The sequence below is a fragment of the Brumimicrobium aurantiacum genome, assembly GCF_003402975.1.
GTDB classification, from domain to species: domain Bacteria; phylum Bacteroidota; class Bacteroidia; order Flavobacteriales_D; family Crocinitomicaceae; genus Brumimicrobium; species Brumimicrobium aurantiacum.
In genome coordinates, this window is sequence record NZ_QURB01000001.1 from 32,529 (window position 1) to 47,332 (window position 14,804).

Consider the following 14,804-nt stretch of genomic DNA (forward strand, 5'->3'; position numbering starts at 1 on the left):
ATTTAAATCATGTTCGAATTGAAATATTTAGGCTGATCTGACACTTCCTCTAACAACCATTTTGGACGTGAAAAAGTATCATTTTCATTTTGTAATTCAATTTCGGCCAATACAAGACCTGGTTGTGGTGAATCGAATTCATCAACCTCCCAAGTGTAATTGCCTTGTTCAACAAAATACCGTGTTTTTACAATTTTCTGATCACAAAATTCTTCTAACATTTCTAAGGCATCTTCCTTTGGAATAGGATATTCAAATTCTGAGCGTGAAACACCTTTTGTAATTCCTTTGATGGTAATAAAAGCTTCCTCTCCCTTGATACGTACTCGTACAGTTTTTTCAGGAACCTTTGAAATATACCCTTGTATGATTTCCACACCTTTTTGAGGTTTTAAGGCAGACCAAATCTCTTCATCAACCAAAAACTTTCTTTCGATTTCTTTTCCCAATTTAAATTGCTTTTATCAAGTCTATTAATCTATTCGAATAACCCGCTTCGTTGTCATACCATCCAACAAGTTTTACTAGATTTCCGACAACAGAAGTCAATTGACTATCGAAAACACAACTGTGAGAATTCCCTATAATATCTGAGGAAACTAATGGTTCATCAATGTAGGATAGAATTCCTTTCATCTCTTGTTCGCTTGCTCTTTTAAATTCAGCATTTATCTCGTCTAAAGTTGGAACATTTCCAGCTATTGTTAGCGTTAAATCAGTCAAAGACCCATCTGGGACTGGAACACGAATTCCACAACCTCCAATGTGCCCATCTAATTCTGGAAAAATTTTGGTAAGTGCTTTGGCTGCTCCCGTTGTGGTAGGAACAATTGATTCTGCAGCAGCTCTTGCTCTTCTCAAATCCTTGTGTGGAGCATCATGTAAGCGTTGATCTGAAGTATAACTATGAACTGTTGTGATATAAGCACTATCAATTTGACATAGTTTTGAAATCAATTTAACCATTGGTGCAGCAGAGTTCGTAGTACATGAAGCGTTACTGATTAATTTATCATCGGCAGTCAAAACCTCATCGTTTACCCCCAAAACTACAGACTTAATATTTTCTCCTTGGCCTGGTGCACTAATAATTACTTTTTTGGCCCCACCTTTAAAATGCTTGGAAGCATCCTCTTCAGTTCTAAATAATCCTGTTGATTCAAGAACGATATCAATATCAAAATCACTCCATGGAATCTCTGCTGGATCAGAATATTGAGTGAAAATAATTTTATTCCCATTGTCAAAAACGATTGCATCATCAACAACTTTAAAGGACTCATCAATTTGACGGTGCACAGAATCGTACTTTAAGAGATGAGCCAAAGTTTTTATATCTGCCAAATCATTAACTACAGCAACAGAGACATCCGATTGCTTTAAACTCATACGTGTAAAATACCTTCCTATCCTACCAAAACCATTAACACCTATCTTTTTCATGATAATAAAATTTAGTCTAAAACAAATCTAACGATAAAAGCAGCTTTTCAAAAGAAAAAAGAATTTCTTAACAGTTCTAAAACATGCCACTGAAAGTTTACATAAAAATTACTTTAACTTTAGACTTTGTGAAAGTTATCTTGAAAGCAAAAAAAGAAATATCTATCTCTGCATTAAATTCATTAAATTCGTAGAATGAAACAATTGGTTTTACTTATTTCACTCATTCTTATTCCCTTTGTAATGAAAGCACAAGGGAGTTGGACGTGGACTCAATTGGCTGATCTGCCCATTCCAACTTCAAATAATGCACTTGTTGAAGCATCAACACCGAATGGAAAATTTGCTTATAGTTTTGGTGGAATTACCGATTCCTTAACACATCAAGATATACATCAACGTGTATTCAAATACAATGTGAGTCAGGACATTTGGAGTGAAATGGATCCTATTCCAGATACACTGGGAAAAATCGGAAGTGCTGCAAGCTTCGTAAATGGTAAAATCTATTTGATAGGCGGATATCATGTGGAAGCCAATGGAGATGAAACCAGTTCAGAAAAAGTCCATATTTACAACCCTTTGAATGATGAATTTGAACCGAATGGAACAAATTTACCAATTCCCATAGACGATCATGTTCAAGCCGTTTGGAAAGACAGCCTTATATATGTTGTTACAGGATGGAGCAATACTTCAAACTCTCCAGCAGTTCAAATTTATAACCCATATACGAATACTTGGACACTCGGTGAGTCAACTCCAAACACTTCAGAATTTAAAAGCTTTGGTGCTTCAGGTTATATATTAGGTGACACTATTTTTTATTTCGGAGGTGTAAAAGACGCTCCCAATTTTGAAACGACCAACTTCTTAAGGAAAGGCGTTATTGACCCCAATAATCCAACACAAATTGACTGGTCAATTATCAATATTAACAGCGGTCTTCCTATATATAGAAGCGCTTGTTCAGGTCATAACTATTCTGTTTTTTGGATTGGGGGAACGCAAGAAGCCTACAATTATAATGCTATAGAATACTACACGAATGACACTGTTTACTCGAATTCACGAATATTTGAGATTAATTTTCAAACCCAACAACAATCCAATTTATTTAATGAACAAAATAGAGTTATGGATCTTAGGGGTATTGCGAAAATTGGTGGAGGTAATTGGATCATTGCTGGCGGAATTGACAGTTTGAAAGCGTCTAATGAAACTTATTTACTACACAATCCCGATCTCTCTAATATTGATCAAGCGATAACACCACCATATTTTGAAGTGTATTCTGAAGATAGTAACTTCAAGGTAATTACAGAAAACGTTGGTGAAGTTACAGTTTATGACATCCAAGGAAGAACACTTTTTAGTTCGAAAAAACAACTAGCGGATTTAATTATAGAAAAATCAACTTTGCAAGGTGGTATGCTATTGTTTACTTTCGATGACAAAATAAATTTGCCGATTCTAATCAAAAAAATCAATCAATAAGCAGCGTTTCAACAGATGGATTACTTAGTCAATACTCCTATCGAATATTTAAAAGGTGTAGGTACCGAAAGAGGTAGTTTGCTCCGTTCTGAAGCTAAAATCGATAAGTTATGGGATTTATTAAACTATTTTCCTTTTCGTTATGTGAATAGATCAAACTATGTAAACATTAGAGAGCTCCCAAATTACGAAGGACAATCCGTTCAATTGAAAGGAACAATAATGGGAGTTCGTGAAATGGGAACAGGACGAGGCAAAAGATTACAAGCTAGTTTCCGTGACCAGTCTGGAGTCATAGATTTAGTATGGTTTAAAGGTGCCAAGTGGATTAAAAACAAGCTAACTCCTGGCGTACTTTTCAGAGTTTATGGTAAGCCAACTCGTTTTGGTAGTAAATGGAATATTGCCCATCCTGAAATCACCCCTTTTGAACAAGTTGCCCAAGAAAAAGGATTACAAGCAGTTTACAACAGTACTGAAAAACTAACTAAAAAGGGACTACATTCGAAGGGAATTGAACGTTTAACTTATCAACTTGCCTCAACAACAAAAGGACAAATCAATGAGATTTTACCCAAAGAGATTCTAGAACAATATAATTTAATTTCAAGAGAGGAAGCTTATTATCACATTCATGTTCCACGCAAGGCTGAGGATGTTCAAAAAGCGCAGTTCAGAATAAAATTTGAGGAATTATTCTTCTTACAGTTGGAATTATTGCTCCGTAAAAATGCCAACACCGAAAAAACGAAAGGATTTAAGTTTGAACAAACAGGTCCTTATTTTGATGAGTTTTATCAAAATCACATACCATTTGAACTTACCAATGCTCAGAAGCGAGTAGTAAAGGAAATCAGAAAAGATTTAAGAAAAGGAATTCACATGAATAGACTTTTGCAAGGTGATGTTGGAAGTGGAAAAACACTTGTTGCCTTATTGAGCATGTTATTTGGTATTGGAAATGGTTTTCAATCGGCACTAATGGCTCCAACAGAAATATTGGCTCAACAACACTATAAAACCATTGCAGAACTATTAGAACCATTAGCAATTAATGTTGCATTACTTACAGGCTCAACTAAGAAATCTGAGCGAAAAGTACTCTTTGAAGCCCTAGAAAAAGGTGAAATACATATTTTAATTGGTACACACGCTTTGTTAGAACCCACTGTAAACTTTCATAATTTAGGATTGGTTGTCATCGATGAACAACATCGTTTTGGAGTTGCTCAAAGGGCTAGATTATGGAAGAAGAATACAAAGCCTCCCCATATTTTGGTCATGACAGCGACACCTATTCCAAGAACATTAGCAATGACTTTTTATGGTGATTTGGATGTTTCTGTGATTGATGAACTTCCTCCTGGTAGAAAACCAATAACTACCATGCATTTTTTCGAGAAGAGTCGTTTAAAGGTATTTGAATTGATCAAAAAAGAAATTGCATTAGGAAGACAAATTTATATTGTCTATCCACTAATTCAGGAGTCAGAGACTTTGGATTACAATAACCTAATGGAAGGATACGAGTCTATATCGCGGTCATTTCCTCGACCGGATTACCAAATTAGTATTGTTCATGGCCAAATGAAACCTGAAGACAAAGCATTTGAAATGGATCAGTTTGCGAAAGGAAACACGAACATCATGGTGGCAACGACTGTAATTGAAGTAGGAGTAAATGTTCCAAATGCATCTGTAATGATTATTGAAAGTACAGAAAGATTTGGATTGTCGCAACTTCATCAATTAAGGGGAAGAGTTGGTCGTGGTGCCGAAAAGTCATACTGTATATTGATGACAGGGGAAAAACTATCTCAAGAAGGAAAGAAGAGAGTTCAGACAATGGTATCAACTAATGATGGCTTCAAAATAGCAGAAGTAGATTTAGAAATACGAGGCCCTGGAGATATTATGGGAACCCAACAAAGTGGAATTTTAAATTTAAACTTGGCTAATTTAGCCACGGATGGTCAGGTATTGAGTTTGGCACGTGATGCCGCAAAAACAATTTTGAACGAAGACCCAAAAATAAAACTAGAAAAGCATCGTCTTTTGCGTCAAGAAGTAAAAAGACAATTAAAATCAAAACCAAATTGGAGTAAAATTTCTTAATTTAGAATTATGAAGAAGATAAACATTATTACACTTTTCTTATTGCTCTTTACAGCACCTGCTTTTGCTCAAATAAGCGGTGATGTTGTAAATGACAACAGAAAACTCACGAAGGAACTCTCATACAAAATAACAGGACATGTAGAAGGACTGATCACCATAGACATTTCAGTAGACGCCCTCGGAAATATAACTTCCAAAAAGGTTGATGAGAATAATACAACCGTTAGAAGTACACCTGCAAAACTCAAAGCAGTAAACCACGTCTCAAAATTTAAGTTTGAACCCGGAACATGGTTTCCTAAATATCATCAAGCTACAATTGTTATTCATATGGTAAAAGAATAAAAAGAAAAAGGGACTCACAATTGTAAGTCCCTTTCCATTTTATTTTCCTTTTGATTACGAAATATTATAAATCTTATTCACTTTATCTTTGTGAATTTCCAATATTTTCTTTCGTTTAAACTTCAATGTTGGAGTGATTTCACCATTCTCCACTGAGAATTCTTCCTCTAACAGTTCTACTTTCTTAATCTTCTCAAAGTTTCCAAACAACTTATTGTACTCTTCTATTTCTTGGTGAATTCGATCAATAATTGCAGGATGTTCTACCAATTCTTTATTGGTTTTTCCAACGGAAATACCTTTTCTATCCGCCCATTCCCTCAAGAAGTCATAAGATGGAATTACTAAAGCTGCAGGGTGTTTTTGCCCTTCTCCAATAACCATAATTTGCTGGATGAATCGAGATTCTTTGAATTTATTCTCCATCATTTGAGGAATAATATATTTTCCTCCTGAAGTTTTAAAAATCTCTTTTTTACGGTCGGTAATTTTCAAGAATTTTCCATCAATCATTTCTCCTATATCACCAGTATGGAACCAACCATCATCAGTTAATACTTCTGCTGTTTTTTCAGGCTGATTATAATATCCCATCATTACATTAGGTCCACGGACAATAATTTCACCATCCTCTGCAAACTTCACTTCAACATTATCAAGGACCGGTCCAACTGTACCAAATTCAATTCCTTTTTTCAAACAATTCACTGATATTACTGGAGATGTTTCTGTTAAACCATAACCTTCTAAAATCGGTATTTCAGCTGCTAAGAATATTCTTGACAAACGAGGTTGTAATGCCGCTGCTCCTGACGCAATGGCTAAAACCTCTCCTCCAAGTGCTTCTTTCCATTTAGAGAAGATCAGCTTACGGGCAATCTTCAATTTAAATTTATACCAAGCTGATTTCCCTTCTTGTTCAAACTCTTCTCCTATAGAAACTGCCCAGAAGAAAAGTGCTTTTTTAATTCCAGATAGTTCATCTCCTTTGGAAATAATTTTCTCATAAACCTTTTCAATTAAACGAGGAACAGCCGTAAATACATGCGGACGAACTTCTTTAATGTTCTCTCCTATCGTATCTAAACTTTCTGCAAAATGAATTGAAAATCCTGCTCGCATGTAGAGGTAGTGAAGCATTCTTTCGTATACGTGACATACAGGTAAGAAGCTCAACGATCTACTATTAGAATCACCAGGAATAGAAGGATAACTTCCATATACATTCGAAAGAATGTTATTGTGAGACAACATTACACCTTTAGGATTTCCAGTTGTTCCAGAAGTATAAATCATCGTAGCTAAATCACCATTTTTAATCACCGACTTTCTTTTTTCAACCTCTGCGATATCCACCTTTTCAGCTTCATCACTTATTTCTGTCCAGTGATTTGCACCTTTAACCTCATCAAAGCAGTAAATTCTTTTCAAATTTGGAAGCTCATCTTTTATGCTAGTAATTTTTGAATATAATTCCTCATCACCAGTAACACACATTTTGATGTCAGCATCTCCAAAAATATATTTATAATCTTTGGTTGAAATATTTGGATAAATAGGTACACCTATCGCACCTACTTGTTGGATTCCAATATCCATAATATTCCACTCCACACGATTTGATGATACCAAAGCAATTTTTTCACCAGCTTCAACACCAAGGGCAATCAATCCTCTTGAAATTAAATTGGCTTTGTCTAAAAATTCTTGCGTACTAACCGCATCCCACTTTCCATTCCTTTTGGTCGAGAACATTGTGTCTTGGGGGAAATGTTGAAGCTGGTAATAAGGTATATCAAATAGTCTTTGTTGTTTTTCCATAATTTATGATTTTATAAATAGAAATAAAAGATGAAGTTGGTGACTTTCCTTTGATATTGTTCGTTTTCGCTAAAGGCTAGTTATTATTATCGAACAAAATATCTCCAACAATCTGTCTAATTCTTGTTTAAATCTACTAAAAATTAAGATAATTTATACGTTTATGGAAATTAAATTCATGGCTGAAGTCCAACTTTATATTTAAACAGAAAGAAATACAAGGGTTTAACAAAAATTACTTAATTTAGAAAATAATTGAATAGGGGTGTAACTTTTACCCTTGTTAAATTGTTTTACTGTTAAATGCACACTTTTTGAATCGTAAAGAATATAATATCGCTGTTGAAAAGCATGCTTCGAATTTATTCGGATATGTTTTTAGCTTCCTTAGAAATAGTGAGGATTCGCAGGATATTGTTCAAGATGTTTTTGAAAAATTGTGGAAAAACAAGAAGAAAGTGGAATTTGAGAAATGTAAAGCCTGGATGTTTAGAACAGGTCACAATACATTAATCAACTTCACAAAGAGGAAACAACGTACTGTTTATAATACAGACAAGATTCCAGAGGAAACAAAAACCGACAATAGTTTTGAAAATCAAGAAATTATTGATTTGGCACTTTCTCTTCTTCCACCACTTCAAAGAAGCATTATTCTTTTAAGAGATTTGGAAGGTTATAGTTATGACGAGATTGGAGAAATTTTAGAGATTTCAGATAGCCAAGTTAAAGTCTACCTCTATAGAGCGCGAAAAAAAATTAAAAAACAGTTAGGCGATTTAACATTAATTCAATGAGTAATCCAAATTTTGAAAATATAGACCGTTGGTTTTTTGAGTATACAGAGGGCAACCTTACTGCATCTCAAGAAAATCAACTTATGAGTTTTCTGGAGCTTCATCCGGAGTTGATGTCTGAATTAAACATTTGGGAATCATCTAAGGTTAAAGCACCTGTGAATACTTCTGTAAATACAGCTCCTCTTATAAAAAAGGCCCCTGTATTGTTACGACCAATCCCACTCGCATTTGTTTCGTTTTTAGCATTAATTTCTATCTGGCTAGGTTATTCAGTAATTCCAGTTTCACCATTATATGTACAGACTAATATTGATGCAAAAATAATTGAAACAGATGAAGAGACGGAGTTTTTATTTGCGCAACGAAATCAATCACAAGATCAGGATGATGAAAATGACAGTCAGCACCACACCACATCGGAAAACATCAATAACAATTTCAAAAAGACAAATTTAAGTTCATCTATTGTTGAATCCACGACATTTAATTCGGCTATAAATAAAAGTTCTTCTAAAAGTGAGCTAAAGAAGAATTTAACTGATAAAAAGCAATCAGACAAACCTAATTTCGATGAGTTTTACAAGACAATATCTAAAGATTTAATCATTGATGAATTCGCGTACAACGAGGAATTAAATGCTGAAGTTCGTACCAATGATTTAGAAAAAATCACCAATTACTTAACCAAAAGGATAGACAAAGGACAAGGTTCAACTTCAATTGAAAAAATAGCACAGAATACAACAAGAAAAAGTGGTCAAAATAGTTCTTTAGCAAAACAATCGAGTTTAAAAAAGTCTATCAACAAGACTTTACGTAAGATCAAAAGAATGGCAGATTACCCATTGGCCTTACAAAACACAAAAACACCTTATTTCCATGCACCGATGATGACTGGTTATAAAGCTAATTTTGCAATGGTTGGAAATGCTCCTGGAAATAGAATTCAAGCAACTTCACGCTCACAATGGACAGATAGCGAAAACAGTCAATTGCTAAACACTTTATCTTGGGACGGATATATCTACGCCATTCGAGGAGGCCTAGGTGTTGAAGTAAATTACAACAATTACAAAAACAATGAATTGAATAATTATTCAGCAGCAATTACCTACTCTCCTAAGTTTTCAATTAATAAGAAAGTGTCATTTGAACCTGCGATTAATTTCAAAATGGGAGTTATCAATTTAAATCAAGAGTCTGAAATTATTGGTAATTCGATTGAGGTAAATAGAAATAATGTTGTGCCTTTATTTGATGAACAAGAAGTAGCGAATGGATCTCAATTATGGTATAGAGACCTTGGACTTGGTTTTATGATCAACACCAAAAGTTTTTATGCAGGATTTAATGCAGATAACATAGGACGTCATAACAACAATTATTTTTCGAGTGATATCCATAAAGAATATAAGTCTGACATCTACTATACAGCAATAATAGGAACGGAATATGCTGCACGAACTAAAGAATTAAAATTAAGCGGATATGGATTGTACCAAAAGTACGGCAATTTAGAAGAATTTTGGCTAGGTACAAACATACGTTACGAATGGTTACACTTGGGTGTTGCCGCAAATGATGAATTAGATTGGGCTGGAACGCTAGGTACAACATTCAATAGATTAAACATTAACTACAATGTTGATTATACACAGAGTAGACTTCTTAACAAACAAATATTATCACACCAATTATCGGTTCGTGTACTGCTAAAGCCTAGTAGATATGCAGCCAAATTTTTAAAACTTTAAGATCCACAGAAATTATGAAAAAATTACTCATCATATTTATGTTTTTCTTCATTGGAGAAAGCTATGCACAAGACCCACAATTTTCGCAATTTTATGCGAATCCAATCTATTTAAACCCTGCATTTGCGGGTAGTCATGGTTGTCCACGATTTGCTGTAAACTACAGAAATCAATGGCCAGCCCTTTCGGGATCTTATGTTACATATTCAGCTTCTTATGATCAATACATCAAAGGAATGAATGGCGGAATTGGTGTTATAATGACGCATGACCAGCAAGGAAAAGGAACAATTAACCACACCACTTTAAGTTTGATTTACAACTATCACTTAAAGGTAAACCGTAAATTCACAATGATGTTTGCCGGGAAAGCAACTTGGAATCAAAAATCATTGGATTGGGATCGTTTAACTTTTGGTGATATGATTGACCCACGTAGAGGTTTTATATATGCTACTGGAGATGTGCCAAGAGGTGGTTCGAGAGGATTTTTTGATGTGTCAGCAGGAATGGTTGGATTTACTGAGCAGTTTTTCTTTGGAGTATCTGCACATCACTTAAACATGCCTGATGAATCAATGATAATTGGTCAAAGTAGAATGCCTATCCGTTTTACTGGACATGCAGGAGCTAAAATCCCTCTTGGTTCAAGTTCAAAATACAACAACAATGTATCTATTATGCCTAATATGATTTTCCAATATCAACAAGGATTTATGGAAACATTATTGGGAACATATGTACAATATGGTGCATTAACAGCTGGTGCATGGTTCCGTTCTAGAGATGCATTTATTTTATCAGCTGGAGTAAATACAGGAAAATTTAAGGTAGGATACAGTTATGATGTTACGGTATCTGCATTGAACAACGGTGTGTCTGGAGGTTCACATGAAATATCATTAGGATTAGACTTATCTTGTAAGGTTAAAAAACCAAGCTTTAGAACAATTTCTTGTCCTTCTTTTTAGAGTAGTAGTTTATTTTAAGGTTTAACACTACTTTATTTGTTTAAATGTAAAGGGGTTTCATCGATATGAAACCCCTTTACTATTTTATTCTATAGAAATTCTATGTATATTTGAGATTCACCACAATTTATAATCAAAGTAATTTTTAAATGGATATCTCCAAAAAGAAGCCACCTTTCCCCATCAATCAAGGACTGCGAAAGTACTTACGAAAGTATGGACGTGAAGATAGTTTGTCGTTAACATATGAAGATATGTTACGTTGGAACGACAGTAGTCCTGTTTATGATGCAAATGGGGAGAACACCTATTGGGAAAGTGTGATTTATGACATGGGAACCCAAGAGGAAATACTCAATGGTTTAAAAGAGATTTATGCTGAACTAAAAACTGATGGTGACACCGAAATTATTAGTCACTTAACTGTAGGCGCGATTGATTATTGTTTATTCGGAAATTCAAATCCTTTCAGAATTAAGATTGTAAACCGACTCAATGACCATCACGATTATTTCTATGTCAAAAAAGCTGATGCCTCAAGAGTTTATGGTTTGGAATTAGAACACATTCTTTCTCCAAACAGAATGGATTATATGGTAGATGGAAATACCTTGGTTGAAGCTCATATCGCGGGAATACCGGGAGATCAATTTATGGGTAGCTATATGGACTCTCCAAACTTTTACCCAACCGGAATGGCCAAAGAATTTGTAAAATTCAACGAACGTTGTTTTGTAATGTTACTTGGTGATATGCGTTCTTACAATTATGTAGTTGCTGTAACACCCGATTTTGATAAAGAACAATACCGTGTCCGACCAATTGACTTTGATCAGACGGCATACGAAGGAAGAAAAAATCATTACAAGCCACAATACTATAAAGAGAATAATAAAATTATTGATTTCTGTATAGAACTCCTTACTCCTGAAACAGTAGAACAATATAAATATGAGGAGCGAACCTTAATGAAACGACGTTACAAACTTGCATTGGCACGCTTAAATCGATTATTAGACTCGATGCTATATCAAGAATTGTCGACGCCAGAAAAAATTGCTTCTCTGGCACAAGATTTAAATGCGTATCACGATACCAAACGTTTTTCAAAATACAAACACATGGGGAGAATACTGAAATCTCATTTGTCATTAATGCTCGGTAAACCTAAACCTAAAAAATTTCCAGGGAAAGCAAACTATAAAGGGAAATCATAATAAAATCCTTTTCAAGACTCAGTCTTTCACAATGTTTGCGATTAACTTTTTTTAATATCAATGATTTGATTTATCTAGCTTTAAGGCTTAATTTATCAAAAAAAACAACAGATATTATGAGCAATTGGAAAACATACGCATTATCATTAGCAACACTTGGATTACTTACTTCAAGTTGTGGAAATGATGTTGTAAAGGTAGACGAAAACGGAGGTAATAAAACAGACACAACTTCAATGATAACTGACAATGACAGTAAGTCAAGTAGTTCAAATGAAGAAAAATACAGAATGATTGAAACGTCATTAAATTCAAAAAGTGAGAGTCAAGCAACAGGTAAAATAACATTCAGAGAAGACGGTGATCAAGTTGTAATGAAAGCGAATTTTTCTGGAATGAACCCTGGAAAACACGCAATACATCTACACCAAACAGCGAATTGTTCATCAGCAGATGGAAAATCCGCAGGAGGACATTGGAATCCAACTGATGAACAACATGGTAAATGGGGTGACAAAGAAGGATATCACAAAGGAGATATAGGAAACTTTGACGTAGATGAAGATGGAACAGCCACAGTAAATTTCGAAACTGATGAATGGTGTATAGGTTGTGATGATACAACCAAAAACATTGTTGGTAGAGCGGTAATTGTACACCAAGGTGGTGATGATTTTGAAACGCAGCCTACTGGAGACGCAGGAACGAGAGTTGGTTGCGCTGAAATATCAGGATATACTGAGAAATAAAATTAGACGATAAAAAAGCTCCCTAGAATAATCTTGATTGATTTAGGGAGCTTTTTTTATTTCTTATCAACTATAAGTAATTAAAAAACAAAAGTTGTTTTAAACACGAAATTAATTCCCTGACGCTGAATTTTCAGAACATCAAGATGCTCATAATATGGAGTATCAAAAATATTTTGAATATCAAACTGAGCATGAATAGCTTTGTCTTTTTTCAATTTGAAATGCTTGTGAACAGAAAAGTTCATAATATTAAATGCCGGAGTAGTTCCTTCACCATAGCGCTCTGTACTTACATTATTTTGAGCCATTGCACCAATATGCTCTACTTTTACAGACCACATTTTGTAATTATACTGAATAGAATTGATCGACTTAAAAGGTGGAATGTACGGTAAATATCCTCCTTGATCATCTGTTCCAAAAGAATAACTATTCACTGAATTCACAGTGATATTATCTACTGGTTTCCAATTTAAAGTTAATTCTCCTCCAGTCAACAAAGCATTATCGATGTTAGTATATTGTTTTACACCATCTGCACCAATCGTCATGTTAGAATATGAAGGTAGTACCATTCCGATGATATAATTCGAAAAATAATTGGCAAACCCTTTCAAAGTAACAGCTACTTTTGAGTACTTCAATTCTATACCTATATTCGTATTGATAGAAGTTTCATTCATAATATCTGGATTTCCAATATAATCATGATTATCAACTCTATTGAACAGGTAGAATCCATAAGTTTCTTGGAGCGAAGGCGGTCTTTGTGCATAATTCACCCCTCCAAAAACAGCTACTTTTCTTGTAAAGGAATAATCTGCTTGAGCAAAAACATTCCCTGAGTACCTCACTTGTGCTGCATCACCATTGTAAAAACTCGTCAATGTTTGTTCTCCGATTTCAGTGGTGATATCTGAAGCGTTTACTTCTGCCCTAGCACCGTAAGTCAATTTCAACTTTGAGTTCACAAACCATGTGTCAGAAACATTAATTCCTGCAGTTCTTCTCACACCATCTGGTATAGTTAGCATAAACATTTCAGAACCAAAGTCAGGATACATTGTCATTTCAGCATGTAAATCATTTTGATATGCATTTAATTTAACATTCAAAATATGCTTTGGACTCAACAAAAATTTCGCCTTACTGAATCCACCAAAAGTTCTTGAAGTACCTGGCATATCCATGTGCATAGGAACTAATTCTTCTGGACGTTTTGTGTCATCCATAGTATGGTTAACATAGTTAAAAAACAATTTAGTCTCTAAACTTCTAAACTTATTCAGTTTATTCTCATATTTATGGGTAAAGGCTGAAATATAAGCTTTCGCAAATCCAACATCCATTGTTAGAGCAGGATAACCGATATCATAACCTTCATCCTGAATATAGTCGAGATAAATCTTATTGTTTTTATTTAAAGCCACAGCAAGATTTGCTCCAGCATTCCATTTTTCAAACTGAGAGAAGCGAATTTCTTTTCTATTGGCAGCGTAATAGTTATCTGCTTTACGGTATATTCCATTCACCAATAACGCCCACTTTTTGGCACTGTATTGCACTGTACCTAAAGTTTGAATGTTATTGGCGTTGGTTTGATATCCAGCACCCACTTTTCCACTTATCTTTTTTGAGGCTCCTATTTTGGCTTTCATTAATGAAAAGTCAATTTCTCCTCCGATTGAACTTCCAGATTGATCTCCGTTTGGAGTGGTGTTCAATTTAATTTTCTCAAGATTTGTTGGCTCTACATACGAACTTATTGGATCCATCCTGTCAGTACACGCCCCAAACATTTGCATTCCATCTATGGTAACATTTATTTGACCTGCATTTAGTCCTCTTATGGTAGGTTCCAAAGCATAATTCCCCCTTTTTATCATTGTGATTCCAGGAGTTGTTGACAATAAATGATCTATTGAATTTTGAAGATTTGATGATGAATCTATATCTCCAACTTTAAATTCACCTTGTATTTGAACTTCTTTAAAGTTTTGAGTTGAACGTAAAGTATCATCTTGAGAAAAACCATAACTACTCAAGGCACATAAAGCACCAATAAATACTATTTTTTTCATGTGTT

Annotated in this window: 12 protein-coding genes; 8 read left to right on the top strand and 4 right to left on the bottom strand. The window is 34.5% G+C overall.

What is annotated here, in order from left to right; genetic code table 11:
- Window positions 1–2: 2 nt before the first annotated feature.
- On the bottom strand, window positions 3–449 hold the full coding sequence (locus tag DXU93_RS00160; RefSeq protein WP_116879225.1) for a CYTH domain-containing protein: 447 nt from the start codon (window positions 447–449) through the stop codon (window positions 3–5).
- A 1-nt stretch (window position 450) separates the two neighbouring features.
- Complete coding sequence (gap, locus tag DXU93_RS00165) at window positions 451–1,443, bottom strand: type I glyceraldehyde-3-phosphate dehydrogenase (protein ID WP_116879226.1); 993 nt, start codon at window positions 1,441–1,443, stop codon at window positions 451–453.
- 195 nt (window positions 1,444–1,638) lie between these two features.
- On the opposite strand from gap, the gene DXU93_RS00170 reads away from it, so the two are divergent.
- Genes DXU93_RS00170 through DXU93_RS00180 form a run of 3 tightly spaced genes read left to right on the top strand, consistent with a single transcriptional unit; the run spans window position 1,639 to window position 5,403 of the window.
- The gene (locus DXU93_RS00170; RefSeq protein WP_116879227.1) at window positions 1,639–2,940 is read left to right on the top strand and encodes a Kelch repeat-containing protein; all 1,302 of its coding nucleotides are present in this window, start codon (window positions 1,639–1,641) and stop codon (window positions 2,938–2,940) included.
- Between the two features lie 15 nt (window positions 2,941–2,955).
- Window positions 2,956–5,055 carry an ATP-dependent DNA helicase RecG gene (gene recG, locus DXU93_RS00175; RefSeq protein WP_116879228.1) on the top strand — a complete coding sequence of 700 codons (2,100 nt, stop codon included), beginning with the start codon at window positions 2,956–2,958 and terminating at the stop codon, window positions 5,053–5,055.
- Window positions 5,056–5,064: 9 nt separating this feature from the next.
- Window positions 5,065–5,403 (top strand): hypothetical protein, encoded by a 339-nt coding sequence (locus DXU93_RS00180; RefSeq protein ID WP_116879229.1) that lies wholly within the window; start codon window positions 5,065–5,067, stop codon window positions 5,401–5,403.
- A 54-nt stretch (window positions 5,404–5,457) separates the two neighbouring features.
- Here the strand turns inward: DXU93_RS00180 and DXU93_RS00185 are convergent, their stop codons facing one another.
- A complete protein-coding gene (locus DXU93_RS00185; RefSeq protein ID WP_116879230.1) occupies window positions 5,458–7,224 on the bottom strand; it encodes an AMP-dependent synthetase/ligase in 1,767 nt (588 codons plus the stop codon).
- A gap of 314 nt (window positions 7,225–7,538) precedes the next feature.
- Here DXU93_RS00185 and DXU93_RS00190 point away from each other — a divergent pair, with 314 nt between their 5' ends.
- The 5 genes from DXU93_RS00190 (at window position 7,539) to DXU93_RS00210 (ending at window position 12,715) form a co-directional block, all read left to right on the top strand.
- The gene (locus DXU93_RS00190) at window positions 7,539–8,021 is read left to right on the top strand and encodes an RNA polymerase sigma factor (RefSeq protein ID WP_165851301.1); all 483 of its coding nucleotides are present in this window, start codon (window positions 7,539–7,541) and stop codon (window positions 8,019–8,021) included.
- A complete protein-coding gene (locus DXU93_RS00195; RefSeq protein ID WP_116879232.1) occupies window positions 8,018–9,778 on the top strand; it encodes a type IX secretion system membrane protein PorP/SprF in 1,761 nt (586 codons plus the stop codon). The genes DXU93_RS00190 and DXU93_RS00195 overlap by 4 nt, the downstream gene beginning before the upstream one ends.
- A 14-nt stretch (window positions 9,779–9,792) precedes the next feature.
- On the top strand, window positions 9,793–10,749 hold the full coding sequence (locus tag DXU93_RS00200; RefSeq protein WP_116879233.1) for a PorP/SprF family type IX secretion system membrane protein: 957 nt from the start codon (window positions 9,793–9,795) through the stop codon (window positions 10,747–10,749).
- Window positions 10,750–10,898: 149 nt separating this feature from the next.
- Complete coding sequence (locus DXU93_RS00205; protein ID WP_116879234.1) at window positions 10,899–11,966, top strand: hypothetical protein; 1,068 nt, start codon at window positions 10,899–10,901, stop codon at window positions 11,964–11,966.
- Window positions 11,967–12,082: 116 nt separating this feature from the next.
- The gene (locus DXU93_RS00210; RefSeq protein ID WP_116879807.1) at window positions 12,083–12,715 is read left to right on the top strand and encodes a superoxide dismutase family protein; all 633 of its coding nucleotides are present in this window, start codon (window positions 12,083–12,085) and stop codon (window positions 12,713–12,715) included.
- Window positions 12,716–12,795: 80 nt separating this feature from the next.
- Here DXU93_RS00210 and DXU93_RS00215 read toward each other — a convergent pair whose 3' ends face one another.
- A complete protein-coding gene (locus DXU93_RS00215) occupies window positions 12,796–14,799 on the bottom strand; it encodes a TonB-dependent receptor plug domain-containing protein (RefSeq protein WP_116879235.1) in 2,004 nt (667 codons plus the stop codon).
- Window positions 14,800–14,804: the final 5 nt, after the last annotated feature.

What these genes read in the sequence shown, in the direction of transcription:
- gap (WP_116879226.1), bottom strand. Translation starts at nt 1,443, where the DNA reads ATGAAAAAGATAGGTGTTAATGGTTTTGGTAGGATAGGAAGGTATTTT.
- DXU93_RS00170 (WP_116879227.1), top strand. Translation starts at nt 1,639, where the DNA reads ATGAAACAATTGGTTTTACTTATTTCACTCATTCTTATTCCCTTTGTA.
- recG (WP_116879228.1), top strand. Translation starts at nt 2,956, where the DNA reads ATGGATTACTTAGTCAATACTCCTATCGAATATTTAAAAGGTGTAGGT.
- DXU93_RS00180 (WP_116879229.1), top strand. Translation starts at nt 5,065, where the DNA reads ATGAAGAAGATAAACATTATTACACTTTTCTTATTGCTCTTTACAGCA.
- DXU93_RS00185 (WP_116879230.1), bottom strand. Translation starts at nt 7,224, where the DNA reads ATGGAAAAACAACAAAGACTATTTGATATACCTTATTACCAGCTTCAA.
- DXU93_RS00195 (WP_116879232.1), top strand. Translation starts at nt 8,018, where the DNA reads ATGAGTAATCCAAATTTTGAAAATATAGACCGTTGGTTTTTTGAGTAT.
- DXU93_RS00200 (WP_116879233.1), top strand. Translation starts at nt 9,793, where the DNA reads ATGAAAAAATTACTCATCATATTTATGTTTTTCTTCATTGGAGAAAGC.
- DXU93_RS00205 (WP_116879234.1), top strand. Translation starts at nt 10,899, where the DNA reads ATGGATATCTCCAAAAAGAAGCCACCTTTCCCCATCAATCAAGGACTG.
- DXU93_RS00210 (WP_116879807.1), top strand. Translation starts at nt 12,083, where the DNA reads ATGAGCAATTGGAAAACATACGCATTATCATTAGCAACACTTGGATTA.
- DXU93_RS00215 (WP_116879235.1), bottom strand. Translation starts at nt 14,799, where the DNA reads ATGAAAAAAATAGTATTTATTGGTGCTTTATGTGCCTTGAGTAGTTAT.